23 protein-coding genes are annotated in these 24,896 nt (G+C 69.4%); 9 read left to right on the forward strand and 14 right to left on the reverse strand.

The window, feature by feature from the left end:
• Positions 1-52 precede the first annotated feature (52 nt).
• The gene (locus tag ABGB19_RS11115; RefSeq protein WP_347685996.1) at positions 53-1,066 is read right to left on the reverse strand and encodes an alcohol dehydrogenase catalytic domain-containing protein; all 1,014 of its coding nucleotides are present in this window, start codon (positions 1,064-1,066) and stop codon (positions 53-55) included.
• A 127-nt stretch (positions 1,067-1,193) separates the two neighbouring features.
• On the opposite strand from ABGB19_RS11115, the gene ABGB19_RS11120 reads away from it, so the two are divergent.
• Positions 1,194-1,874, forward strand: a complete 681-nt coding sequence (locus ABGB19_RS11120) for a VTT domain-containing protein (RefSeq protein ID WP_347686236.1) — start codon at positions 1,194-1,196, stop codon at positions 1,872-1,874.
• On the opposite strand, the gene nhaA is transcribed toward ABGB19_RS11120, so the two are convergent.
• The 7 genes from nhaA to clpB all read right to left on the reverse strand — a co-directional run bounded on the left by nhaA (position 1,871) and on the right by clpB (position 10,686).
• Positions 1,871-3,691 carry a Na+/H+ antiporter NhaA gene (nhaA, locus tag ABGB19_RS11125; protein ID WP_347686237.1) on the reverse strand — a complete coding sequence of 607 codons (1,821 nt, stop codon included), beginning with the start codon at positions 3,689-3,691 and terminating at the stop codon, positions 1,871-1,873. The two genes, ABGB19_RS11120 and nhaA, sit on opposite strands and share 4 nt — an antisense overlap.
• Before the next feature lie 14 nt (positions 3,692-3,705).
• Positions 3,706-4,806, reverse strand: coding sequence for a glycoside hydrolase family 76 protein (locus tag ABGB19_RS11130; protein ID WP_347685997.1), 1,101 nt, complete (start codon positions 4,804-4,806; stop codon positions 3,706-3,708).
• A 15-nt stretch (positions 4,807-4,821) separates the two neighbouring features.
• Entirely contained in the window at positions 4,822-5,469 is a 648-nt protein-coding gene (locus tag ABGB19_RS11135; RefSeq protein WP_347685998.1) for an RNA methyltransferase, read from the reverse strand.
• Positions 5,462-6,355 carry a hypothetical protein gene (locus tag ABGB19_RS11140; protein ID WP_347685999.1) on the reverse strand — a complete coding sequence of 298 codons (894 nt, stop codon included), beginning with the start codon at positions 6,353-6,355 and terminating at the stop codon, positions 5,462-5,464. The genes ABGB19_RS11135 and ABGB19_RS11140 overlap by 8 nt, the downstream gene beginning before the upstream one ends.
• Before the next feature lie 12 nt (positions 6,356-6,367).
• The gene (locus ABGB19_RS11145) at positions 6,368-7,144 is read right to left on the reverse strand and encodes an SDR family oxidoreductase (RefSeq protein WP_347686000.1); all 777 of its coding nucleotides are present in this window, start codon (positions 7,142-7,144) and stop codon (positions 6,368-6,370) included.
• Between the two features lie 14 nt (positions 7,145-7,158).
• Positions 7,159-8,001 carry a trehalose monomycolate transport factor TtfA gene (gene ttfA / locus ABGB19_RS11150; RefSeq protein WP_347686001.1) on the reverse strand — a complete coding sequence of 281 codons (843 nt, stop codon included), beginning with the start codon at positions 7,999-8,001 and terminating at the stop codon, positions 7,159-7,161.
• Positions 8,002-8,139: 138 nt separating this feature from the next.
• Positions 8,140-10,686: an ATP-dependent chaperone ClpB gene (clpB, locus tag ABGB19_RS11155; protein ID WP_347686002.1), complete on the reverse strand. Its 2,547-nt coding sequence runs from the start codon at positions 10,684-10,686 to the stop codon at positions 8,140-8,142.
• Positions 10,687-10,892: 206 nt separating this feature from the next.
• On the opposite strand from clpB, the gene ABGB19_RS11160 reads away from it, so the two are divergent.
• On the forward strand, positions 10,893-11,288 hold the full coding sequence (locus ABGB19_RS11160; protein WP_347686003.1) for a transcriptional regulator: 396 nt from the start codon (positions 10,893-10,895) through the stop codon (positions 11,286-11,288).
• Positions 11,289-11,939 carry a GAP family protein gene (locus tag ABGB19_RS11165; protein ID WP_347686004.1) on the forward strand — a complete coding sequence of 217 codons (651 nt, stop codon included), beginning with the start codon at positions 11,289-11,291 and terminating at the stop codon, positions 11,937-11,939.
• A gap of 17 nt (positions 11,940-11,956) precedes the next feature.
• Here the strand turns inward: ABGB19_RS11165 and ABGB19_RS11170 are convergent, their stop codons facing one another.
• Positions 11,957-12,598 carry a TetR family transcriptional regulator gene (locus ABGB19_RS11170; RefSeq protein WP_347686005.1) on the reverse strand — a complete coding sequence of 214 codons (642 nt, stop codon included), beginning with the start codon at positions 12,596-12,598 and terminating at the stop codon, positions 11,957-11,959.
• A gap of 100 nt (positions 12,599-12,698) precedes the next feature.
• Here ABGB19_RS11170 and ABGB19_RS11175 point away from each other — a divergent pair, with 100 nt between their 5' ends.
• From ABGB19_RS11175 to ABGB19_RS11190, 4 genes are all read left to right on the forward strand, one after another.
• A complete protein-coding gene (locus ABGB19_RS11175; RefSeq protein ID WP_347686006.1) occupies positions 12,699-13,739 on the forward strand; it encodes an ABC transporter permease in 1,041 nt (346 codons plus the stop codon).
• A gap of 16 nt (positions 13,740-13,755) precedes the next feature.
• On the forward strand, positions 13,756-14,922 hold the full coding sequence (locus ABGB19_RS11180) for an FAD-binding oxidoreductase (protein WP_347686007.1): 1,167 nt from the start codon (positions 13,756-13,758) through the stop codon (positions 14,920-14,922).
• 59 nt (positions 14,923-14,981) lie between these two features.
• A complete protein-coding gene (locus tag ABGB19_RS11185) occupies positions 14,982-16,043 on the forward strand; it encodes an NAD(P)-dependent alcohol dehydrogenase (RefSeq protein WP_347686008.1) in 1,062 nt (353 codons plus the stop codon).
• A gap of 77 nt (positions 16,044-16,120) precedes the next feature.
• Complete coding sequence (locus tag ABGB19_RS11190) at positions 16,121-17,023, forward strand: aldose 1-epimerase (RefSeq protein WP_347686009.1); 903 nt, start codon at positions 16,121-16,123, stop codon at positions 17,021-17,023.
• On the opposite strand, the gene ABGB19_RS11195 is transcribed toward ABGB19_RS11190, so the two are convergent.
• From ABGB19_RS11195 to dnaK, 4 genes are read right to left on the reverse strand one after another with little or no spacing between them, the layout of a single operon-like run.
• Positions 17,020-17,388, reverse strand: a complete 369-nt coding sequence (locus ABGB19_RS11195) for a helix-turn-helix transcriptional regulator (RefSeq protein ID WP_347686010.1) — start codon at positions 17,386-17,388, stop codon at positions 17,020-17,022. The two genes, ABGB19_RS11190 and ABGB19_RS11195, sit on opposite strands and share 4 nt — an antisense overlap.
• Positions 17,388-18,557, reverse strand: a complete 1,170-nt coding sequence (gene dnaJ / locus ABGB19_RS11200) for a molecular chaperone DnaJ (RefSeq protein ID WP_347686011.1) — start codon at positions 18,555-18,557, stop codon at positions 17,388-17,390. The genes ABGB19_RS11195 and dnaJ overlap by 1 nt, the downstream gene beginning before the upstream one ends.
• Before the next feature lie 37 nt (positions 18,558-18,594).
• Positions 18,595-19,218, reverse strand: a complete 624-nt coding sequence (grpE, locus tag ABGB19_RS11205) for a nucleotide exchange factor GrpE (RefSeq protein WP_347686012.1) — start codon at positions 19,216-19,218, stop codon at positions 18,595-18,597.
• Positions 19,215-21,098, reverse strand: a complete 1,884-nt coding sequence (gene dnaK, locus ABGB19_RS11210) for a molecular chaperone DnaK (RefSeq protein WP_347686013.1) — start codon at positions 21,096-21,098, stop codon at positions 19,215-19,217. The genes grpE and dnaK overlap by 4 nt, the downstream gene beginning before the upstream one ends.
• 298 nt (positions 21,099-21,396) lie before the next feature.
• Here dnaK and ABGB19_RS11215 point away from each other — a divergent pair, with 298 nt between their 5' ends.
• The gene (locus tag ABGB19_RS11215; protein ID WP_347686014.1) at positions 21,397-23,763 is read left to right on the forward strand and encodes a heavy metal translocating P-type ATPase; all 2,367 of its coding nucleotides are present in this window, start codon (positions 21,397-21,399) and stop codon (positions 23,761-23,763) included.
• A 122-nt stretch (positions 23,764-23,885) separates the two neighbouring features.
• On the opposite strand, the gene ABGB19_RS11220 is transcribed toward ABGB19_RS11215, so the two are convergent.
• A complete protein-coding gene (locus ABGB19_RS11220; RefSeq protein ID WP_347686015.1) occupies positions 23,886-24,380 on the reverse strand; it encodes a hypothetical protein in 495 nt (164 codons plus the stop codon).
• Positions 24,381-24,561: 181 nt separating this feature from the next.
• On the opposite strand from ABGB19_RS11220, the gene ABGB19_RS11225 reads away from it, so the two are divergent.
• On the forward strand, positions 24,562-24,894 hold the full coding sequence (locus tag ABGB19_RS11225) for a hypothetical protein (RefSeq protein WP_347686016.1): 333 nt from the start codon (positions 24,562-24,564) through the stop codon (positions 24,892-24,894).
• The last annotated feature ends 2 nt before the right edge of the window (positions 24,895-24,896 follow it).

The following is a 24,896-nucleotide window of genomic DNA, read 5'->3' on the forward strand; positions in this document are numbered from 1 at the left end:
CTGTCCTCTCGATTCGCTTCGTTGTCGTGAGTATCGCAGCATTCGAGCGTCATTACATGGTCAGGACCATGCGGTAGCGCGCCCGCCCCTCCTCCATGGCGGCGTACGCCTCGGCGGCCTCGGCCAGCGACATCTCCTCGATCTGGGCGCGCACCCCGGTCTGCAGGGCGAAGTGCATGGTCTCCTCGACGTCGCGCGCGGTGCCCGACGGATGGCCGCTCACGCTGCGGCCGGCCAGGATCAGGTCCACGGGACTGATCGGCAGCGGGTCGGGGGTCACGCCGACGATGACGAGTTCGCCCTCCGGACCGAGCCCGCCGACGCATGCGCCGATGGCCGCGGAGTTCGCCGCCGTCGCGAGCACCGCGGCCGCACCGCCGAGGCCCTGCAGGGCGGCCGCGACGTCCTCGGCCCTCGAGTCGATGTAGTGGTGCGCGCCGAGCGCGCGGGCATCGTCGGCCTTCTCGGCGCCACGGGCGATCGCGACCGTCTCGAACCCCATCGCCCGCGCCCACTGCACACCGAGGTGGCCGAGCCCGCCGATGCCGAGGACCGCGACGAGGTCGCCCGCCACCGCCTTGGTCTTGCGCAGCGCGTTGAACGTCGTCACTCCGGCGCAGCCCATCGGGGCGGCCTCGGCGAACGACAGCCCGGCCGGGATACGCGCCAACGCGGTCGTCGGCGCCGTGACGGACTCGGCGTAGCCGCCCGGATACGCCAGACTCGGCACCTGGAACGCCAGGCACTGCATGAACTTGCCCTTGCGGCACGGCACGCACCGGTTGCAGTTGCCGCCGAACCACCCGACCGCGACGCGGTCGCCGACCGCGAAGCCCTCGACACCGTCGCCGACCTCCTCGATCGTCCCGGCGATCTCGTGTCCGGGCGTCACGGGCCACGTCATCTGTGGGAAGCCGCCGTTCACCACGCCGTGATCGGTCCCACACACGCCGCACGCGGCGACCGCGATGCGGACGTGATCTGCGGGCGGGGAGACGGTGTCGACGTCGGCGAGGGTGAGCGCGGCGCCTGCGGATTCGACCAGAACGGCCTTGTGAGTGGGCATTTTCCGAGCGTATCGGCGCGCCGGCAGGCCCGCCTCACATCGACGTTTCCTGGGCCGACCGGTCCGACCGGTATCTTGGAGCCTTGTGACGACAACGGCCCTGGCAGCGACCGATCAGCTGGCGCTGATGCCCGACTTCCTCGACCCGATGAAGCTGCTCGGCTACTTCGGCACCTGGGCCCTGGTGGGCTTGCTCGTGGTGATCTTCGTCGAATCGGGGGTGCTGTTCCCGATCCTGCCCGGCGATTCGCTGCTGTTCGTCGCGGGCATGCTCGCCGCGGGCACGGCCGCGCTGGCCGAAGAGGGCGGCGACGTCATCAACTTCCAGCTCTGGCAGCTGCTGGTGTTCATCCCGATCGCCGCCGTCCTGGGTGGCCAGGTCGGCTACTGGATCGGCCGCAACCTCGGCACCGCGATGTTCAGGCCCGACGCGCGGGTCCTCAAGCAGAAATACCTCGACGAGGCGCACCTGTTCTTCGAGCAGCGCGGCCCCTTCGCGATCGTCATCGCCCGGTTCGTGCCGATCGTGCGCACGCTCGCCCCGCTGACCGCGGGCGCGGCCCGGATGAGCTATCCGGTGTTCACGCTGTTCAACGTCATCGGCGCGGTCGTGTGGGGCGTGGGCTTGACGTTGCTCGGCTACTGGCTCGGCCGGTTCGAGATCATCCAGAAGCTGCTGGAGCCGATCGTCATCGCGATCGTCGTGGTCTCCGTGCTGCCGATGCTCATCGAGTGGTACAAGCGGCGCCGCGCGGCCAAGCGCGCCGGCATCGCGGCCCCGCCGATCGACTCCGGCGAGCACGCTTAGCTCTCGAGCGCGCGAATCAGGCTGGCGGCATCCCACGGCCCCTTGTGCCGCTTGCCGTTGACGAAGAAGTTCGGCGTCGAGTTCAGGTCCATCAACTCCGCGTCCTGAGCATCGTCCTGCACGCGGTGCAGCACCTTCGACGCGTGCACCCGCACGTCCTGGTCGAACCGCTCGATGTCGACGCCCGCGGCGACCGCGTAGCGGTACATGTCCGACCACTCCAGGTCGTCCTGGTGGCTGAACAACTGGCGCGCCATTTCCCAGAACATGCCCTGGGCGGCGGCGGCCTCGCTGGCGCGTGCGGCGTCGAAGGCGCGCGGGTGCGCCCGCTCCAGCGGCAGGTGACGCCACACGTAACGCAACCTGTCGCCGAAGTGTTCGCGGACCTCGTCGATCGCGCCGGTCGCCCGGCTGCAGAACGGGCATTCGAAGTCGCCGTACTCCACCAGGGTCAGCGGCGCGTCCGGCTTCCCCCGGATGTGGTCGCGGTCGGGATCGACCGGCCGGAGCAGCTTGAGGCCGACCGGGTCCGGCGGGCTGACCCAGTCGGTGATCCGGAAGATGGCCCAGCCCGCGAAGAACGCCAGGACCGAGGCGATCAGCACGCCGATGATCGCCTGTTCCTTGCGCATCATGTCGTCGATTGCGATGTCGACGATGAAAAGCGAGATGGTGAAACCGATTCCGGACAGCGCGGCGCCGCCGGCCACCCGCCGCAACGTCAGCCCCGGCGCCAGCTCCCCCACCCCGGTGCGCCGCATGAACCACGTCGCCGCGGTGATGCCGACGAACTTGCCGACCACCAGCCCGACGACGATGCCCCAGGTCAGCGGCGAGCGCAGCGCGGCGGTCACGGTCTGCGTGTCGAACTGCACACCCGCGTTGACCAACGCGAACAGCGGCAGCACCACGAACGACACATACGGCCCGACGTCCATCTGCAGCCGCTCGTTGATCGAGATCGAGTCCCGCAGCCTGCGGGTCACCTCGCGGGCGTAGCGGGAATTCGGCGACTGCCGGAACGCGCGGATGCGGTTGACGGCCTCCTCGACCTGACTGCGCTCAGGGGAGAACACCGGGATCAACAGCGCCACCGCGACACCGGCCAGCGTCGGGTGGATACCGGCCATGTACAGCGCAACCCACAACGCGAAACCGAGCGCCGCGTAGGCCGGCCCGCGGACCGCCGGCAGGAAGCGCACCAGTGCGATCGCTCCGATGATAATCACCGAGACCACCAGCGGCACAACGTCGATGCGGTCGGAATAGAACAATGCGATGACCAGCAGCGCGCCGACGTCGTCCACCACAGCCAACGTCAGCAGGAAGATGCGCAGCCGGGCCGGGAACTTCGGCTTGATGATCGCCAGCGCCCCGATCAGAAACGCGGTGTCGGTGGAGATCACCACACCCCACGCCTGGGCGTCCTCGCCGGACGGGTTGAAGGCCAGGAAGATCACCGCGGGCACCGCCAGCCCGGCGATCGCGGCCACCACGGGCACCGATGCCCTGGCCCGGTCGGTGAGCTCGCCGATGGCGAACTCGCGGGTGACTTCCAGTCCGACGATGAAGAAGAAGAACGTCATCAGGCCGTCGTTGACCAGATGCTTGACGGTCAGCTCGAAGCGGTGCTCGGCGAAGGTGAAGCCGACGTGGGTGTCCAGCAGCGCCCAATAGCTTTGTGCCCACGGTGAATTCGCCCAGACGATGGCGGCGACAGTGAAGGCCAGCAGTAGCGCCGCCGCGGTGTTCTCACCGGTCTTGGCGGCCTTCGCGTCCCGGCTGAATCGCGCGGGCACCAGGCGGGTGATGCGCAGCGCGGCCGAGGTGCTCACACCTGAGCCGCGGCGTGCGCCGCTTCCATCAGCATCCACCCCGAGAGCTGCACCGACAGATCCCGCTCGGGCACCTCGGAGGCGTTGACGGCGCCCTCGACGAACTCGGCTTGCGCGCCTGCGGCGCTGGGGATCTCGGCGGTGCGGTCCCAGAACGCACCGAACAACGGGAGCCCGTCGACGGTCTGGCGGTTTTCCCACGCCGCCTGTGCCGACGACAGCACCAGCGAGCGGGCGGTGTCGCGGGCCTCGGCGTCGGACGGTCCGCGCTGCGGCAGCGTGGTCACCACGAGCGCGAGGTACCGCGCCAGGATGCCGTTGAACAACCCGCCGTCACCGCCGCCCGCGCCGTTGATGATCCCGCCGGGCGCCATGTGCTCGGCGACCGCGGCGACCAGGCGGTGTGCCCGCGCGGCGTGCTCGGGGTCTTCGGTGCGGGCGGCGAGCTCGGCCTCCAGGCCCAGCACGACACCCTGGCAATAGGTGTACTGGGCGCGCACCAGCGAGCCGCCCTTGATGCCGTCGAACACCAGATGGGTCTCGGGGTCGACGAGCGTCTCGTCGATCCAGTCCGACATCTGCTGGGCGCGGCGCAGCCGGTCGAAGCGGGCCAGGAAGATCGCCGCCGGGCCGTTGGCCGGCGCGTTGAAGAACTGGTCCTGCTTGCGCCACGGGATGCCGCCGCCGTCCTCGGGCACCCACGCGTGGAGGAACTGCTCCGACAGCTTCGTCAGCGCCGTGGGCCGCGCAGTGCCGGCCAGGCGTCCCGCCCGCTCCAGCGCGATGGCGAGCCAGGCCATGTCGTCGTAGTAGTCGTTGACCCAGGACAGGTTGTTGCGCAACCGATGTGCCCGGATCTGCCGGGCGATGCGCTGTTGCCGCTCGGGTTGCGGGTCGCGCACCTGTGCGTCGACCAGGTTGTCGAGCAGATGCGCCTGCCACCAGTAGTGCCAGGTGCCGAACAGCCGGTGCTCCCGCGCCGGGGGCCAGGCCACCACGCCCAGCTGCGTGCCGGGGAGTCCCCAGAGGCGTTTCAGATGGCGCGCGGTGATCGCGGCTTCTGCGGTGCCGGCCCGGTTGGCCCAGAGCTGATCCATGGTGTCGATCCTGCCCTACCAGGCCTGCGAAAGGTCTCCGTGTTGGGTGATCCACACGTGCATCGCGATGCCCGCGGCGACGCCGGCGTTGATGCTGCGGGTGGAGCCGAACTGGGCGATCGAGACGGTGAGCGCCGCACCGGCCCTGGCGTCGGCGGTGATGCCGGGGCCCTCCTGACCGAAGATCATCAGGCAGTCCCTGGGCAGCGCGGTGTGCTCGATGCGCGCGGCGCCGGCAATGTTGTCGACGGCGACGACGGTCAACGAAGACTCGGCGGCGAACGCGAGGAGCTCTTCAGTGGTGTCGTGGTGGCGCAGCCGCTGATAGCGGTCGGTCACCATGGCGCCGCGGCGATTCCAGCGCCGCCTGCCGACGATGTGCACGGTGTCGACCGCGAACGCGTTGGCGGTGCGCACGACGGCACCGATGTTGGCGTCGTTGCCGAAGTTCTCGATCGCGATGTGCAGCGCGTGCCTGCGCCGGTCGATGTCGGCGACGATCGCCTCCCGCGTCCAATAGCGGTACGCGTCAACGACATTGCGGGTGTCGCCGGCGCGCAGCAGCGCGGGGTCGTAGCGCGGGTCCTCAGGAAGGGGCGAGTGCGGCGGCCACGGTCCGACGCCGGGGCTCTCGCCCCATTCGGTCGGGCCCGCCTCAGGCATCCTCGGTCCACAGCCCGGCGTGGGTACCGACCAGCGACACGGTCGGGTACAGCAGCGCGGCGTTGATCTCCCCCTGCGTGCACAGCGAGACGCGGATCTGCACCGCATCGCGCGACGCGTCGGGCAGCACCAGCACCGACGAACCGTAGACGTCGCAGGCGTGGCTGAGTCCCGGCGCCGGCAGTGTCGGCGTCACCAGCACCATCACCGGTCCACCGCGCCGCTCGGCGGCATCGCGGTATTGCGTTGCCAGCCCGTCGATCTGCAGCCCCAGCATCATGTAGCCCTCGCCGGTGAACGCGGCCGGATCGCCGAGCGCCGTCGGGTCCAGCATGGCGCCGTCGCCGCGGAACGCGTCGATGCTCGTCGTCTGCAGCGTCAGCCCGGTGTCGCTGTCCCTGGTCTGCGGCAATCCGACCGGGAACGCCGCGGGATGCGCGGTCGTCGTCCCCGCCAACCGGTCCCGCGGCGAATAGACGTACACCCCGCGCACCGGCGCCTGATCGCGTTGCGGGCCGATGCACACGGTTCCGGTCAGCCGGTCGGGCGTCGGAGCCGAAACAGGTTGTACCGCAAGGTCGGTCACATCGCGGCAGCCGCCGATCGCGTTCGCCTCGATCGGGTGCGCGAGCGCGCCGTAGAGCCCGAAGCGGATGTCCTTCGGGTCGGCGTGGGGCGCGCCGGGATCGGCCGGGGAAGCGTCGAGGTCGAACAGCACGTAGTCGCCGTCGAAACGCAGATTCGACACCGACATGTTCCAGCCGAGCACCGCGAGCGATTCGCCGACCGTCGCGGCGTGCGTCGCATACGGCGCGCCCGCCGACTCGTCACTGGAGCACCCGGCAAGCAGGACCAGCGCCGCCAGCGCCGCGATCAGCGCACGCACTTAAGTCCGACTCTAGGTTCTTCCGCGACCACGGCCAACCACTTTCGTCATGGCGCGCACCAGCCTTCGCGGTACGACGCGGCCGCCCGTGGTGAGCGCCTTGTACTGCAGGCCCGGCACGATGACCACCTTGTTTTTCGCGACGCCGGCCATGGTGTCGCGCACCACGTCGTCGACCTCGAGCCAGAACCACGACGGCGTACCGGCCATGTCGATGCCCGCGCGGTCGTGGAACTCGGTGCGCACGAAGCCGGGGCACAGCGCGTGGACGCCGACACCGGTGCCGCCGAGGCCGTTGGCCAGGCCCTCGGAGAACGCGATCACCCACGCCTTGGACGCCGAGTACGTCGACCCGCGCCCGGGCAGCAGGCCCGCGACGCTGGCGACGTTGATCACGGTGCCCTCGCCGGCGGCGAGCATGGCGGGCAGCGCGGCGTGCGTCAGCTGCATGACCGCGGTGACGTTGACGTCGAGTTGGGCTTGCAGCACCGAGTAGTCAGAGGTCCAGAACTCGCCGGACGTCCCGAAGCCGGCGTTGTTGACCAGCACCCGAACGCCCTCGGTCAGCCGGTCGGCCACCGTCGCGCGGTCGGACGCCTGGGCCAGGTCGGCGGCGATGACCTCCACCGTCGCACCCGCCTCGTCACGCAGCTCGGCGGCCAGGCGCTCGAGCCGGGTGACGTCGCGGGCCACCAGCACCAGGTCGTAGCCGTCCGTCGCGTATCTGCGCGCGAAGCCCGCGCCGATTCCCGACGTCGGTCCCGTGATCAGTGCGACAGGGCGAGGCATGCGTATGAGGTTACTTACCGCTGATAGTGCGGTGACTGCCTTCCGTTGCGGGCGGGCGGCGGCGGCCGGCGCACACCCTCGGAGCGGGTGGGCGGCTGCTGGGCGTACCGACCGGCCTCGGGACGCGCGGGCACGTCGGCGCGGCCTGCAGGCGGTTCGGCGCGGCCCGGTCCCGGCGTCAGCGGCCGGCTCGGCGATCCGCTGCGCCGGGCCAGCGCGGCCTGGCCGGTCTGGCCGGCCATCGCCTGCGGCGTCGGGGGCAGCACGCGCAGTAGGTCGTTGAACTGGCGCACGGTGCGCAGCCCCTCGTCCCACTGCGCCCTGGTGCTGGTGACCGGCATGGAGACCAGCGTCCAGTGCTCCTCGTTCCACATGATCTCGGCGCAGTCCGGCGCGGTGTGGGCGAACGTCACCATGCGCCGGTCACACGCGCGGCGGGCGGCGTCGAGGTTCGTGGAGTAGACCATCCGCGGCCCGATCGCGCCCAGCAGCCAGATGTCGCTCTCCCGCGGCTCCTTGATGCCCTTGAGCCGCAGATCGACGACGACGTTGGTGCCGACCTTGCGGTGCAGCGCGATCACCGTCGCGACGTCCTCGAGGTCGAAGATGAAGACCGCCTCGCCGCGGATCTGGCCGAGGACGACGTTCTTGGCGCTCACATCGCCGACGGTCGACATCACGCCGCGCTTCCAGCGCTTGATGATGTCGTGCGACTCGTGTTCGTAGTCGAATCCGTGCGACTTCGCCCAGGACTTGCGTCGTCTGCCCAGCCCGCGTCGACGGTCGATGTCGACGTACAACAGCACGCCCGCGCCCACGAAGCAGAGGGCGGACAGCGTGAACCAAAGCGGAACCATTGCCCCCTAGCCTACTTGCAGGTAGCGGTTTATCCCGAACTCAAGCAGATCACGAGACCATCTCACCCGCGAAACTGTATTCCAGCAGGTGTCCTCTCGAACTTTCGCTGCTGGAATACAGTTTCGGCGGGCCGTGGATCAGCCCAGAACCAGGCTGTCGCCGTCGGGGCTGACGTTGACCGGCACGACGTCGCCGTCGTGCACCTCGCCGGCCAGCAGCATCTTGGCGAGCTGGTCGCCGATGGCCTGCTGGATCAGCCTGCGCAGCGGCCGTGCGCCGTAGACCGGGTCGAACCCGCGCTGGGCGAGCCACTGCTTGGCCGGCAGCGACACCTCGAGGGTGAGCCTGCGCTGCTCCAGCCGCTTGGCCAGCTGCTGCAACTGGATGTCGACGATGGACACCAGCTCCGCGGGCTCGAGCCCGTGGAAGACGATGACGTCGTCGAGCCGGTTGATGAACTCGGGCTTGAACGCCGAGCGCACCGCGGCCATCACCTGCTCCTCGCTGCCGCCCGACCCGAGGTTGGACGTCAGCACCAGAATGGCGTTGCGGAAGTCGACCGTGCGGCCCTGACCGTCGGTCAACCTGCCCTCGTCGAGCACCTGCAACAGCACGTCGAACACGTCCGGGTGGGCCTTCTCGATCTCGTCGAACAGGATCACCGTGTACGGACGCCGCCGCACCGCCTCGGTCAGCTGGCCACCCTGGTCGTAACCGACGTATCCGGGGGGCGCACCGACCAGTCGAGCCACCGAGTGCTTCTCGCCGTACTCGCTCATGTCGATGCGGACCATGGCGCGCTCGTCGTCGAACAGGAACTCCGCCAGCGCCTTCGCCAGCTCCGTCTTACCGACGCCGGTGGGGCCGAGGAACATGAACGAGCCCGTCGGCCGGTTCGGATCGGCGACACCGGCGCGGCTGCGGCGCACCGCATCAGACACCGCGGTGACCGCCGTGCGCTGACCGACGACGCGCTTGCCCAGCTCGTCCTCCATCCGCAGCAGCTTGGCGGTCTCGCCCTCGAGCATCCGGCCCGCCGGGATCCCGGTCCACGCCTCCACCACCTCGGCGACGTCGTCGGGACCGACCTCCTCCTTGAGCATCACGTCCTCGCGGGCCTCGGCATGGGGCAGCGCAGCCTCCAGCTTCTTCTCGACCTCGGGGATGCGCCCGTAGCGCAGCTCGGCGGCCTTGGCCAGGTCGCCGTCGCGCTCGGCACGGTCCGACTCCCCACGCAGGGCTTCAAGCTGCTCCTTGAGCTCGCGGACCACGTCGATGGCGTTCTTCTCGTTCTGCCAACGGGTGGTCAGCTCGGCGAGTTTCTCCTTCTGGTCGGCCAGTTCGGAACGCAGCTTCTCCAGGCGTTCCTTCGAAGCGGCGTCCTCCTCCTTGGCCAGCGCCATCTCCTCGATCTCGAGGCGGCGCACCAGCCGCTCGACCTCGTCGATCTCGACAGGCCGCGAGTCGATCTCCATGCGCAGCCGCGACGCGGCCTCGTCGACCAGGTCGATCGCCTTGTCGGGCAGGAAGCGCGCGGTGATGTAGCGGTCGGACAGGGTGGCCGCCGCGACCAGCGCGGAGTCGGTGATGCGCACGCCGTGGTGCACCTCGTAGCGGTCCTTGAGGCCGCGCAGGATGCCGACGGTGTCCTCGACCGACGGCTCACCGACGAACACCTGCTGGAAGCGGCGCTCCAGCGCGGCGTCCTTCTCGATGTACTTGCGGTACTCGTCGAGCGTGGTGGCGCCGACCAGGCGCAGCTCGCCGCGAGCGAGCATGGGCTTGATCATGTTGCCTGCGTCCATCGACGACTCACCGGTCGCGCCGGCGCCGACGATGGTGTGCAGCTCGTCGATGAACGTGATGATCTGGCCCGCAGAGTTCTTGATGTCGTCGAGCACGGCCTTGAGGCGCTCCTCGAACTCGCCGCGGTACTTGCTGCCCGCGACCATCGAGCCCAGATCCAGCGAGATGACGGTCTTGTCGCGCAGGCTCTCCGGCACGTCGCCTGCGACGATGCGCTGGGCCAGACCCTCGACGATCGCGGTCTTGCCGACGCCGGGTTCACCGATCAGCACCGGGTTGTTCTTGGTGCGGCGGGACAGCACCTGCACGACGCGACGAATCTCGTTGTCGCGGCCGATGACCGGATCGAGCTTGCCCTCGCGCGCCCGGGCGGTCAGGTCGGTGGAGTACTTCTCCAGCGCCTGGTACGCACCCTCCGGGTCCGGGCTGGTGACGCGGGCGCTGCCGCGCACCTTCACGAACGCCTCGCGCAGCGCCTGCGGCGACGCGCCGTGCCCGCTGAGCACCTTGGCCACGTCGTAGTCCCCGGTGGCCAGGCCGACCACCAGATGCTCGGTCGAGACGTACTCGTCGTCCATCTCGGTGGCGAGGTGCTGGGCCGCGGTGATCGCGGCCAGCGATTCGCGCGACAACTGCGGCTGCGCGCTGGCGCCGCTGGCGCTGGGCAGCCGGTCCAGGAGGCGCTGCGTCTCGCTGCGAACGGTCGCGGGGTCGACGCCGACGGCCTCCAACAGGGGTGCGGCAATGCCATCGTTCTGGGTGAGCAGTGCCATCAACAGGTGAGCGGGCGTGATCTGCGGGTTGCCTGCGGAACTGGCCGCCTGCAGTGCCGAGGTCAGCGCCGCCTGAGTCTTGGTCGTCGGGTTGAACGAGTCCACGACACCTCCCTTTCGTAGGGTCCGGGTGTTACCGAAAAATGCTTCTCGCGTTGTTCAACGTCATCAATCTTGAGTCTGTTCCGCTCAAGTTTAACTTTTTTCCGACGACCGCGACTAGGGGCTTACGGCCCGACTGTGCGGATTCGTCGGCAACACGCCACTGCGGCGTACCTGGCCGCACGCTCCTCATGGGTCAGGCTTTCAGCATGCGTGCTGCGGGCCTGCCGGCGATCGTGACTGTCCCGGCCTTGCTCTTCGCGGTCCCCGCGCATGCGGGCAGCGACGAGGACGCGGTGCGTGCCGTGCTGGACGGGATGAACGGCTCGTACAACCGCTCCGACTTCGGCGGGTTCGCGGCGCATCTGTGTGCCGACATGCGTGAGGCCGAAGGGTTCGAGGCCGGCTGGCGCGAGAGCCGCAGGAGCGACGGGCCGACCCGGATCACCGTCAACTCGATCTCGGTCGGCGGCAGCCCCGCTTCCTCGGCGATCGCCAACGTGCGGTTCGTCGCGGCCCATCACGACAAGACGCTCGACATCGAGTTCCTGCGCGAGGGCGCGCAGTGGAAGGCGTGCCGCTATCACACGGGGCAAGCTGTGTAGGTGCTGACCGAACTCATCCCGCTGGCGTTGGTCGTCGCGCTCTCGCCGTTGTCGATCATCCCGGCGGTGCTGGTGCTCCACACCGCGCGGCCGCGCCCGACCGGGCTGTCGTTCTTGGCCGGCTGGCTGATCGGGCTGGCCGCCCTGACGATCCTGTTCCTGCAGGTGTCGAGCCTGGCGGGCGGGCGCGGCGACAAGCCGCCGGGCTGGGCCTCCTGGTTGCGGATCATCGTCGGCGCCGCGCTGATCGTCTTTGGCGTCTACCGCTGGCTGACGCGGCGAAAGTCGGCACACACGCCGAAGTGGATGCAGGGACTCGGCAAGCTCACGCCGCTGCGCGCGGGTGCCGCCGCGGTCGCACTGACCGTCGTGAACCCCAAGGTGTTGTTGATTTGCGCCGCAGCGGGTTTGGCGATCGGCACGGCAGGCGCCGACACTCCGCAGGAGTGGCTGGGCGTCGCCTGGTTCGTCGCGGCGGCCGGGTCGACCGTGGCGGTGCCCATCCTGGCCTACGCCGTTTCCGGCGACCGCCTCGACGGACCGCTCACGCGCCTCAAGGAGTGGATGGAGCGCCAGCACGCCACCCTGGTGGTGGCCATTCTCATCGTGATCGGACTTCTGGTGGCCTACAAGGGAATTCACGGCCTCTGACGTAAGTCAGGGCCGGGTCAGGACGGGCCCGGAAGCCCTAACTCCTCCGCATCGGCGGTCAGATACCTCGTCACCGTCGGCGCGATCAGCGCCACCAGTTCGTCGCCGGGCAGGGTCGCCAGCGGCGGGATCCTCATCACGTAGCGCAGTAGCGCGGTGCCGACCAGTTGGCTCGCGGCCAGCAGCGCGCGCAGCCTGGCCTCCTCGTCGCCGCCAAGCACGCCGGACACCGCGGTCAGCACGTAGTTCTGAATGAATCCGCGGAAGGCCTCGTGCGCATCGGAGTTCGACGTGGCCGAGTGCAGCATCGTCACCATCGTCGGTCCCGTATCAGGCGACTCCCAGATCGACAGGTAGGTACGCACCATGCGGGTGCCGATGTCGGGGTCGTGGCCGGGGCCGCCCGCGATGGCCGAAGCCAACCGCTGCGGCTCGAAGATCAGCTGCAGGCATTCCCGGAACAGGCCGGCCTTCGAGCCGAAGAGGTAGAGCACCATCGACGGGTCGACGTGGGCGTCGCGGGCGATCGCCCGCAGGGTCGTCTTCTCGTAGCCCTCGGTGGCGAACCGCTTCTTCGCCGCCGCCAGCACCGCCTCACGCGACACCGGCTCTCCTTGGCGTCGCCCCCGGCGCTTGGCTGTCGTCGCTGATGGCGGCATGTGTCGACAGTAACATTTCAATAGATGTTGAAATCGAGGCGGCGCCGAGTTACGCTCCCGGTGCGGCATTAATTCAACAACGATGAAAAGGGTTCGGCTCATGACAACAGACACGGCCCCACGGCCGGCTCACCATGGCTCGCCGGTACACGAACCGCCCGCGGCGATCCGCGCCACCGGCATCGTCGTCGTGCTCGCCGTCGCCATCGCGATCGTCGCGCTCGCCTTCGCGCTGCCCGCGGCCAACACCGCCCCGCACCACGTGCCGATCGGCGCGGCGGGACCGCAGGCGGCCAGCGGACAAGTCGCGGCGATCATGGACAAGCAGGCACCCGGCGCGTTCGCGCTCACCTACTACCCCGGCGAAGAGGCGCTGCGCGAAGCGATCCGCAACCGCGACGTCTACGGCGGCATCGCGTTCGGCCCGGAGGGACGCACGCTGCTGATCGCCACCGGCGGCAGCCCGATGGTCGCCCAGATCCTGACCCAGATCGGCAATGGCATCGCCCAGCAGACCGGTGCTCAACTGCGCGTCGAGGATCTGGCGCCGCCGACCGCCGACGATCCCCGGGGTGCGGGGTTGGCCGCCTCTGCGCTGCCGATCACCCTGGCCGGCCTGCTGCCGGCGGTCGCGCTGATCTTCGTGCTCCGGCGCGAGATCTGGACCCGCCTGACCGCGGTCGTGGCCTTCTCGGGCGTGGCCGGCCTGACGATCGCCGGGTTGCTGCGCTGGGTGCTCGGTTCGATCGACGCGAACTTCTGGGGCGTCAGCGGCGCCCTGGCGCTCGGCGTGCTGGCGACCGGGTTGACGTTGCTGGGCCTGGGCTCGCTGTTCGGCCGCGTCGGCCTGGCGCTCGGGGCGGCCACGGCCCTGCTGATCGGCAACCCGCTGTCGGGGCTGACCAGCGCGCCGGAACTGCTTCCGAGCGGCTGGGGTGAGTTCGGGCAGTGGCTGCCTCAGGGTGCAGGCGCCACGCTGCTGCGGTCCGCGGCGTTCTTCGACGGTGCGGGTGCGACGGTTCCGGTGCTCGTACTGACCTGCTGGGTGGCGCTGGGAGCCGCGCTGGTGGTGCTCGCCGCACTCGGCAGGCGCAGGGCCGAGTCGGATGTCGCCGGCCGAGCGGCTCCGGCCACCGCCTGACTTACACTCGGGCGGCGTGGGACTCGACGACCGTGACGCGCTGCGCATGCTGCGCGACGCGGTCGATCCCGCGCCCGGCTCCGATGAGCTGGTCCGCGCCTTCTACACCCGCTGGTTCGCGATCGACACCTCGGTGCGCGATCTGTTCCCGCCCGACATGGCCGCGCAGCGCACCGCGTTCGCGCACGCCGTCACCTATGTACTGGGCGAACTCGTCGCCCAGCGGGCCCAGGAACCGGTCGGCTTCCTCGCCCAGCTCGGCCGCGATCACCGCAAATATGGTGTTACACAACAGCATTACGACACCATGCAGGACGCTCTGTACCACGCGTTCCGAACGCATCTGAACGATAGCTGGGACGACAAGCTCGCCGAGGCGGCGAACGACGCCGTCGCGCTGATGACCGGGGTGATGCGCGGCGCTGCGGACGCCGAGAAGGGGCCGCCGTTCTGCGACGGCACCGTGGTCGAGCACATCCGCGCCACCCGGGACGTCTCGGTGGTTCGCCTGCAGATGGACCGCCCGCTGTTCTATCACCCCGGCCAGTACGTCACCGTCCAGGTACCGCAGTGGCCCCGCCGGTGGCGCTACTTGAGCCCGTCGATTCCGGCCGATCGCGGCGGTGCCATCGAGTTCCACATCCGCTCGGTCTCCGGCGGGATGGTCAGCACCGCGATCGTCGGCGAGACCAGGCCCGGCGACCGGTGGCGGCTGTCCAGCCCGCACGGCGGCATGCACATCGACCGCGACGGCGGCGACGTGCTGATGGTCGCAGGCAGCACCGGCCTGGCCCCGTTGCGGACCCTGATCATGGACCTCACCCGGTTCGGGGTGAACCCGCGGGTTCATCTGTTCTTCGGCGGCCGCTACCCGTGCGACCTCTACGACCTGCGCACGCTGTGGCAGATCGCCTCGCAGAACCCGTGGCTGTCGGTCACCCCGGTGTCGGAGTTCACCGTCGACCCGCCCTGGGCGGCCGACTATCCCGATGTGCAACCGCCGCGGGGCCTGCACGTCCGGCAGACCGGCACGCTCCCCGATGTCGTGACGCGGTACGGCAACTGGGGCGATCGTCAGATCCTCATCTGCGGTGGACCGCAGATGGTCACCGCCACCAAGGACGCGCTGACCGCCAAGGGCGCGCCCGCCGAGCGGATCCAGCACGACCCGCTGGCAAGCTGAGCGGCGCAGCGCGACTTTCTCTACACTCCGACCAAGATCAACTCGGTCGAGGAGCGCCCATGGCGAAGATGCGGGCCGCACGCATGCACGGATACAGGCAGCCGCTGCGGCTCGAGGAGATCCCGATCCCCGACATCGAGCCCAACCAGGTGCTCGTCAAGGTCGGCGGAGCGGGCATGTGCCGCACCGACTTCCAGCTCATCGACGGCTACTTCGGCACGGACATGCCACTGCCCGCCACGCCGGGACACGAGATCGCGGGCACCGTCGACCGGATCGGCGCCGACGTTCCCGCGGCGGCCGGGCTGGCGGAGGGCGATCAGGTGGTGGTCTTCGGGCCATTGGGCGACGGCTCGTGCCGGCAGTGCCACCGCGGCAACGAGCACATCTGCAATCAGGGCCACTGGATCGGCTTCGGACCGCACGGCGGCTACCAGGAGTACGTCCCGGTCGCCCACCAGCAGTTGATCAAGGTCGGCACGGCCATGTCGCCCCTGTCGCTGGCGCCGCTCACCGACGCCGGGTTGACGCCGTACCGCGGGTTGAAGAAGCTGCGGGCAGCCGGGGTGCTCGGTCCGGGAACGACGCTGGCCGTCATGGGCATCGGCGGCCTTGGCGCCTACGGGGTCCAGTACGCGAAGCTGCTCGGCGCAGGTGCGACCGTCGTGGCACTGGCCCGCAACGACGAGAAGCTGGCGCTGGCAACGCAGAACGGCGCCGACCACACGATCAACATCGGCGGCAGATCCGACGACGAGGTGCGCGCTGCCCTCGAGCAGGCCACCGGAAGGCGGGAGTTCGACGCGGTGATCGAATGCGCGGGCGCCGAGGAGAGCATCCGGCTGGCGTTCGCGTTACTGGCGACCGAGGGTGCCGTCGCCTCGGTCGGGCTCGTCGGCAACCGGGTGGACATCTCGCTGTTCCCGCTGGTCAGCCGCGAGTACACCCTGTTCGGGTCGTTCTGGGGCAACTACAACGACCTCACCGAGGTCGTCGCGCTCGCCGAGGCGGGCAAGATCAAGGACTCCGTGACGCCGGTGCGCTTCGACGAGGTCAACGACCACATCGACGCGCTCGGCCGCGGCGACTTCATCGGCCGCGCCGTCATCGTCTACGACTAACGCCGGAATTGCACTCAGGGTCGCGATTCGGCGCGCATCACGACCCTGAGTGCAATTCCGGCGGTAGCTTCGTGGTCATGGTGGAGCTCGAGACGGTGAGCCTGAGGGATCAGTCGTCGGATCTGACGGCGACGTTCGTGCCGGTGGCGGGGATGATCGGCACGTCGCTGTCCGACGGGGCCACCGAGCTGCTTGGCCAGCGTCGCGGCCTGGCCGCCTATGTGACCGACGGCAAGACGTTGGGTATTCCGATCCTCTACCCGTGGGCGAACCGGTTGAGCGCCAACGGTTATGAGGTCGACGGAGCCGTCGTGAGCCTGACCCCGGGCAAGGGCGGCGTGCGCACCGACCCGCACGGTGCACCGATGCACGGCGTGCTCGGCGCCCACCCCGGCTGGCTGGTCACCGCACGCTCCGACAACAGCCTGACCGCGGTACTCGACTTCGGCGGACTGCCGCGGCTGCTGGCGTCATTCCCGTTCCCGCACTTGCTGTTCCAGACCGTGACGCTCGCCGACCGCACCCTGACCATCGAGACCACGGTCATGCCGACCACGTCCGCGCGGGTGCCCCTGTGTTTCGGCTACCACCCCTACCTGACGATCCCCGGGGTGCCTCGCGAGCAGTGGGTGCTGACGACCCCGGCCATGCGCCATCTGCCGGTCGACGACAGGGGCATTCCCACCGGCACTCATTCGAGTTGGGAGGCGGCGACGAGCGCCCTCGGGTCCACCCAGTACGACGACGGCTTCGACCAGGTGTCCGACGGGGCGGTGTTCACCCTCGCCGGCGGCGACCGGCGCATCGACGTGGTGTTCGAAAAGGGTTATCCCGCAGCGCAACTGTTCGCGCCACCCGACGACGCCGTCATCGGCATCGAACCGATGTCCGCGCCCACCGACGCGCTGCGGCGCGGTGGCTTCCGGTACGCGGTCCCCGGCGAGCCGGCGACCGCGCGGTTCTCGATCAGGGTCGGCTAGCGCTTGTTACGCGGCTGCCAGACCACCAAGGCGGTGCTCTTGGCGCGCGGCTGCGAACGCAGTGCCTCAACCTCTTCGCTCAGCTCGCGCACGCGGGCCTGCAGCGCATCGACCTGATTGGTCAGCTCGATGATGCGCTTGATGCCCGCGAGGTTGACGCCCTCGTCCTGCGACAGCCGCTGCACCTCGCGCAGCAGGTCGACGTCGTGCTGTGAGTACCGCCTGCCGCCGCCCGACGTGCGTTGCGGGCGCACCAGGCCGAGCCGGTCATACGTGCGCAGCGTCTGCGCGTGCATGCCTGCCAACTCGGCGGCCACGGAGATCAAGAAGGTGCGCGCCTCCTCGCTGGACCGTTTGGCAGCCATTACGCACCTGCCCATCCGGCCCGCGGATTGAAGCCACTGGCCCGCTCCGCTTTCGCATAGGTCTCCAGCGCCTCGGCCGCCTCGCCTTCCAGATTGGGCGGCACCGCCACCTTGACCGTCACCAGCAGGTCGCCGTGTCCGCCGGAGCGCTTCGGTACGCCGCGGCCGCGCACCCGCAGGATCCGGCCGTCGGATGTCCCCTTGGGCACCCGCACCCCGACCTTGCCCTCCAGGGTCGGCACGGAAAGCGTTGTGCCGAGTGCCAACTCGTGAAAAGCGACGGGAACGGTGACGGTGAGGTCGTCGCCGTCGCGCCCGAACACCTTGTCGGGGCGCACGTGCACGGTGACGTACAGGTCGCCCGACGGCGCGCCGCGCAGGCCCGCCTCGCCCTGTCCGGCCAACCGGATTCGCTGACCGTCCTCGACGCCGGGCGGGATCCGCACGTTGATGGTGCGGGTACGGGTCGTCACGCCCGTGCCTTTGCACTCCTGGCACGGGTGCTCGATGATCGACCCGCTGCCCCGGCATTCGGTGCACGGCTCGGAGAACCCGAAGGCACCCTGATTGCGGTTGATGACCCCGGAGCCGTTGCAATTCGCGCACACCTTCGGGCTGGTGCCCGGACGCGCCCCGCTGCCATGGCAATTCGTGCACGGCGCCGGGCTGGTGAGCCGAAGCGGCATCGCCACGCCCTTGGTGGCCTCGAGGAAGGACAACTCCGTCTCGGTCTCGAGGTCGTTGCCGCGCCGCGGCCGGCTCGGCCGCGGCTGCTGAGCACCGCGACCGAAGAGCCCGCCGAACAGATCGCCGATGTTCGCGCCGCCGGTCTGGCCGGCGGCGTCGAACAGATCGTTGAGGTTGAACTCGACGCCTTCGCCACCGAATCCGCCGAAACCACCGCCGCCACCTCCGAACCGGCCGCGGCCGAACCCGCCGTTGGCGAAGAGCCGCCGAGTCTCGTCGTACTCCTTGCGCTTTGCCTCGTCGTTCAGCACGCTGTAGGCCTCGGAGACGGCTTTGAACCGTTCGGCGCCCGCAGGGTTCTTGTCCGGGTGCAACTCCGAGGCGAGCTTGCGGTAGGCGGCCTTGATCTCCTTGGCGCTGGCGTCAGAGGAGACGCCGAGCTCCTTGTAGAAGTCCTTTTCGACCCATTCGCGCTGAGCCATACCGCGTCACCTCCTCACCTTCGACTAGTCGTTGGATTTATTCTGCGGCCTCGGCTGGGGACTCGCCGGTGTTATCGGTCGTGGCCTCTGTTTCAGGGCCGTCGGGGACCGTGTCCACCACGCCGACGAGGGCGTGGCGCACCACCTGCTCGCCGACCTTGTAGCCCCGCCGCATCACGGTGCCGACGATCGGATGAGTGCCCTCGCCCTCGTGCTGCACGGCTTCGTGCAGCGCGGGGTCGAAGTCGTCACCTTCGTCGCCGAACGGCGAGAGGCCGAGGCCCTCGAGGACGTTGACGAGCTTGTCGGCGACGGCCTTCAGCGGTCCGGAGTCCAGGTCGCCGTGGCTGCGGGCGCGGTCGAGATCGTCGAGCACGGGCAGCAACTGCATGATCACCGAGGCCTTGGCCCGGTCGGTCGCCACCTGCTGGTCGCGCAGGGCCCGCTTGCGGTAGTTGGCGAAGTCGGCCTGCACGCGCTGCAGATCGGCGAGCAACTCCGAGGCCTTGTCGGCCTCCTCCGGGCTCTCTCCGACGAACTCGTCCGGCGCCGGCCCCTTGGGGGCCGGCCCGGAGTCTGCTTCTCTCACTTCACCGGTGACCGGATCGATGCGCCGTTTGTCGGTGACGGTCACCGGCTCGTGCGGATCGTTTTCGGTCACTTGTTCTCCCTGTCCTTGTCGGAGTCGTCTTCGACGACCTCGGCGTCCACCACGTCGTCCTGGGAGGGACCGGCCGCACCGCCGGACTCGCCGCCTGTCGCCTGCTCGGCCTGGGTGGCCTCGTAGATGGCTTGGCCGAGAGCCTGCGACTCGACGCCCAGTTTCTCCATCGCGGCCTTGATCGCGGCGATGTCGGTGCCCTCGAGCGCCGTCTTCGCCTCGGCGATCGCGGCGTCGACCTTGCTCAAGGTGTCCTCGGGCACCTTCGAGCCGCCGGCCCCATCGCCGGTGCCCTCCCGCTGCTCCTTGACGAACTTCTCCGTCTGGTACACCAGCGACTCGGCCTGGTTGCGGACGTCGGCCTCCTCGCGACGCTGGCGGTCCTCCTCGGCGTGCGCCTCGGCGTCCTTGACCATCCGGTCGATCTCCTCCTTGGAGATGCCGGAGCCCTCCTGGATGCGGATCGTGTTCTCCTTGCCGGTGCCCTTGTCCTTGGCGGTCACGTGCACGATGCCGTTGGCGTCGATGTCGAAGGTGACCTCGATCTGGGGCACGCCACGCGGCGCCGGCGGGATGCCGGTCAGCTCGAAGCTGCCGAGCAGCTTGTTGTGCGCGGCGATCTCACGTTCGCCCTGATACACCTGGATCTGCACCGACGGCTGGTTGTCGTCGGCCGTGGTGAAGGTCTCCGAACGCTTCGTCGGGATCGTGGTGTTGCGCTCGATCAGCTTGGTCATCACGCCGCCCTTGGTCTCGATGCCGAGGGACAGCGGCGTGACATCAAGCAGCAGAACGTCTTTCACCTCACCCTTGAGCACGCCGGCCTGCAGCGCGGCGCCCACCGCGACAACCTCGTCGGGGTTGACGCCCTTGTTGGGCTCTTTGCCGCCGGTCATCTCCTTGACCAGATCGGACACCGCGGGCATGCGCGTCGAACCGCCGACCAGCACCACGTGGTCGATATCGGCGACCGAGATGCCGGCGTCGGCGATCACCGACTGGAACGGCTTGCGGGTGCGGTCCAGCAGGTCCTGGGTGATGCGCTGGAACTCGGCCCGCGTGAGCTGCTCGTCGAGGAACAACGGGTTCTTGTCCGAGTCGACGGTGATGTAGGGCAGGTTGATCGAGGTGCTCTGCGAGCTCGACAGCTCGATCTTGGCCTTCTCGGCCGCCTCGCGCAGCCGCTGCATCGCCATCTTGTCCTTGGTCAGGTCGATGCCCGCGCTGTTCTTGAACTTGTCGACGAGCCAGTCGACGATGCGCTGATCCCAGTCGTCACCGCCGAGATGGTTGTCGCCCGAGGTGGCACGCACCTCGACAACGCCCTCGCCGATCTCGAGCAGCGAGACGTCGAAGGTGCCGCCGCCGAGGTCGAAGACCAGGATCGTCTGCTCCTTCTCGCCCTTGTCGAGGCCGTAGGCCAGCGCGGCGGCCGTCGGCTCGTTGACGATGCGCAGCACGTTGAGGCCCGCGATCTGGCCAGCGTCCTTGGTGGCCTGGCGTTGAGCGTCGTTGAAGTAGGCGGGCACCGTGATCACGGCGTCGGTGATGTCCTCACCGAGGTAGGCCTCCGCGTCGCGCTTGAGCTTCATCAGCACGCGCGCGCTGATCTCCGGTGCGGTGTACTTCTTGTCGTCGATCTCGACGGACCAGTCGGTTCCGATTTCACGCTTGACCGAACGGATCGTCCGGTCGACGTTGGTAACCGCCTGGTTCTTGGCGGGCTGACCGACCAGCACCTCGCCGTTGCGCGCGAACGCCACGACCGACGGCGTGGTGCGGGAGCCCTCGGAGTTCGCGACGACCACGGGGTCGCCACCCTCCAGCACCGCGACGACGGAGTTGGTGGTCCCGAGGTCGATTCCGACCGCACGAGCCATGTTTGTTCCTCCTGAATAGTCTTGCTAAGGGTCTGAGTGCATCGCACTCAAGACTGCGTCGTCAGACCTTACCCTGTCAACCCAGACTTGAGTCTTCTGCACTCAAGTGTCGATGTGGTCAACGGCGGGCTCCGCGAGTTTGTTCCCCCGCGCGCGAGCGGCGGGTCTCCAATACCCCGGACGTTGGCGGCACAGAGGCCGCGGAGGGACTTTCGCCCCCCGCGGCGGGGACTTTCGCCGGGCGTGAGGTGGCCGAATCCGCTGGGGTTCTGCGGTCGGCGCGGGCAGGATTGACGGCGTGGAGCGCACGCAGGGGATCACCGCGCGCTGGCGATCGCTGCGCGAGCCGGCGCTGGTGATCCTCACCGTCGGGGCGCTGGCCGCCGGGGGGATCCTCTGGCTGATCGGACAGCGCGAAGCGGCCGACGTCAGCTGGATCGTGGGCACAGCGGTCGCGGTGGTGCCTTCGGTGCTTTGGGTGGTCTCGGCATTGCGGCAGGGGCGGCTGGGCGTCGATGTGATCGCGGTGTTGTCGCTGGTCGGCACCCTGCTCGTCGGCGAATATCTGGCCGGCGCGTTGATCGCGGTGATGCTCGCGGGTGGGCACGCCCTCGAGTCCGCCGCCGAACGCCGCGCCTCCCACGACCTGCGCGCGCTGCTCGAGCATGCGCCACGATTCGCCCGCCGGCGCGTCGGCACGGAGGTCCGGGTCGTCCCGATCGCCGACGTTGCGGTCGACGACCTGTTGGTCGTCGGCCCCGGCGAGACCGTGCCGGTCGACGGACGCGTCGCCGACCAGGTGGCCGTGTTGGACGAATCCGTGCTGACCGGCGAGTCCGTCCAGGTGGAGCGACGGTCCGGCGAGCCGGTGCGCAGCGGCGTGGTGAACGCGGGCGGCCCGTTCGAGCTCCGGGCCACCGCCACCGCCAAGGACAGCACCTACGCGGGCATCGTGCGCCTGGCCGAAGAGGCGCGCGCCGAGAATGCGCCGATTGTGCGGTTGGCCGACCGGTACGCGGCCTGGTTCCTGCCGTTGACGCTCCTGATTGCCGGTGGGGCCTGGTTCGCGACCGGGTCGGCGGTGCGGGCGGTCGCGGTCCTGGTGGTGGCCACGCCGTGCCCGCTGCTTCTCGCCGCACCGGTGGCGATCGTCTCCGGCCTGTCGCGTGCCTCCCGCCACGGCGTGGTGATCCGCAGCGGCGGTGCGTTGGAGTCCCTGGGGATCGCGACCACCTTGGTGATGGACAAGACCGGCACACTGACGATGGGCCGCCCCGTCGTCGTGGGGATACTGGCCGCCCCCGGACGAGACGCCGCCGAGATCCTCCGGTTGGCGGCGTCGGTGGACCAGATGTCGCCCCACGTCCTGGCCGAGGCGATCGTCACCGAAGCCCTGGCCCGCGGCCTCAAGCCTTCCCTGCCAACCGAAATGGTGGAGCAGGCCGGCCGCGGTGTCACGGGCACCGTCGACGGTCATCGCATCGAGGTCGGGAAGCTGGCGGACGGGAGCAGCGACGCGAACTGGGCGCGGGCGGCGGTGAACCGGGCGAGCCTGGATTCGGCGGCGATCGCGTGGGTGCGCATCGACGGCGACCTCGCCGGCGCCGTGCTGTTGCGGGATCCGTTGCGCCGGCACGCTCCTCGCACGGTGCGCCGCCTGAGATCGGCCGGGCTGGACCGGCTGGTGATGCTGACCGGCGACCGCGCCGAACCCGCGCGCGAGGTCGCCACCGTGCTGGGGCTGGACGAGGTCTACGCGCAGCAGACCCCGGCCGACAAGGTCGCCGCCGTGTGGGAGGAGAAACAACGGGCCGTGACCGTGATGGTGGGTGACGGCGTCAACGACGCCCCGGCTCTGGCGGCGGCCACGGTGGGTGTCGCGATGGGTGCGCGCGGCGCAACCGCGTCCTCGGAGGCCGCCGACATCGTGTTGACGACGGATCGTCTGGACCGCCTCGCCGATGCGATGGACATCGCCAGGTGGTCGCGGCGGATCGCCGTCCAGAGTGCGGTGGTCGGCATGGCACTGTCGTTGGCGGCCATGGTGATTGCCGCCCTCGGCTGGCTCCCGCCTGCAGCGGGCGCGCTGCTGCAGGAGGGCATCGATGTGGCGGTGATCCTCAACGCACTGCGTGCACTGCGCGGCAATCCCGACGTCGAGGTCGAGCTGCCCGCCGAAACCGAGGACATGCTGCGGCGGTTCGCGGCCGAGCACGACGAACTGCGCGACACCGTCGATCTGCTCCGCGACGCGGCCGACCGATTGGTCACGGGAATCGACTCGGACGCCCTGGAGTCGGTGATCCGCGCGAACACCTTCCTCGAGGAGCGCATCCTCCCGCACGAACAGGCGGAGGAGTTCGGGCTCTACCCCGCGCTGGCCCTTCCACTCGGCAGCGGTGAAGCCACGGCCACGATGAGCAGGACGCACGCCGAGATCCGCCGGCTGGCCGACCGCATCGCCGCCCACATCGAACTCGCCAAGGCGAGCAACGGAATTCAGCCCGACCAGCTCGACGACCTGCTCGCGTGCCTGTACGGCCTGCACGCGGTGCTGCGGCTGCACTTCCTGCAGGAGGAGGAGAACTACTTCACCCTCGCCGAGGACGAGCCCGCCACCATGGCCCCCGGTGATGGCAAGAAGCCCTGCGGACAGCACAATTAGCGCCTCGCGGCTTCATCGGTAGGCCGGTGACCGCGCCCTGGCGGACCAGCACGACGCGCCGACCGCGTTGGCGCGCAGCCGGTCCAGCAGCACCCGTTCCCACGCGACGGCGGCCCCGTCGGTCACGGCGCCTCGGCCCGCTCGCGGTGCAGCAGGTCGCGTAGCAACGGGAACTCGGTATGCACATGCCGGTCCATGGCGCCTGCGAATGCCGGGGAGAGGTACAGGCGCCACAGCGGGTCGAGCACCCGCGCCGGCCCTGTCCATCCCGCGGTGATGGTGTGGCGCAGATGAACTGCGCGTTCCTGCGTCCGTAATGTCAGGATCAACCGGACGGGCAGCGGGAGCCGGCTCCAGCCGAGACGCCACACGATCTGCTCGCCCGGCACGGCGGTCTCTACCCTGCCCACCATCCGCAGGTGCCGGGATCCGACGTATTCGTCCATCAGCACCACGGCACCGACGTGGTCGCCGGCTCCGTGCTCGAGCACATGCAGTTCGAGGTGCGTGCCAGGCCACCACGCCTGATACCTGTCGTCGTCACACTCCAGCAGGAAGTCGGTGATCTCGCGTCCGGTCAGACCTTCGACGGTCATCTCTGATTCCAAGGTCAGCATCGTCGGCCCCTTCCCGGTCGCTGTGCACTCCCGTTGACAGCCCACGCCGCGGCAGCCCGATGGGATAGGGCCCCATGTCACTTCGATTCGGCGGTGTGGACTATCGGCCCTACGCGGCCACACCGGTGAAGCGCATCCTGAGCACTGCCGCACAAACCCGGTGCAGGCAGGGGGTAACGAGATGTCCGAACCATCCGAAACGGTGCCCGAGCGGACCGCCGCGGCCACCCAGCAGCGTCCTGTGAACCAGATCCTGGCGTGGACCGGGATCGCCGCCGCGGCGGTGTTCATCGTCGCGGTGGTGTTCTTCTCCGGGTTCTACATCGGCCGCAGCACTGACCGCGACTATCACCACGACCGATGGAACGAGATGCCCGGCCCCGGCATGATGGGACCGGGCATGATGGGCCCCGGCATGGGCCCGCAACCCGGCCAGATGGGTCCTCCCGGCCAGTGGGATCCCGGACAACCGCCGACGCCGACGGCGACCCCGAGGAACGCGCCGCGTCCGTAGCG

The organism is Mycobacterium sp. B14F4, from assembly GCF_039871645.1.
GTDB lineage: Bacteria > Actinomycetota > Actinomycetes > Mycobacteriales > Mycobacteriaceae > Mycobacterium.